Genomic DNA, 261 nt, shown 5'->3' on the forward strand with positions numbered 1-261 from the left:
CGCCATAGGGCCAATTTCCGACGCGCATCGTCCAGGCTGTCAAAAAGCTCCTCGTTCAGCAGCTCGTCGCGCAGGCTGCCGTTGAAGCTTTCGATGAACGCATTCTGCTGGGGCTTACCCGGATCGATGTAGTGCCACGGCACCTCGTTCTCGTCGGCCCATTTCAGGATGGCCCGACTGGTGAACTCGGTGCCATTGTCGCTGACAATGCAGCCAGGCTTGCCGTAGACCCGGACCAAGGCACTGAGCTCCCGGGCGACC

At 61.3% G+C, this 261-nt stretch carries 1 protein-coding gene; it reads right to left on the reverse strand.

The features are described 5' to 3' along the window. Window positions 1-261, reverse strand: a 261-nt coding sequence (locus FNJ84_RS21875; RefSeq protein WP_143795287.1) for an integrase core domain-containing protein, incomplete at both ends; no start/stop codon positions are given.

The organism is Paracoccus sp. M683, assembly GCF_007096355.1.
Lineage (GTDB): Bacteria > Pseudomonadota > Alphaproteobacteria > Rhodobacterales > Rhodobacteraceae > Paracoccus.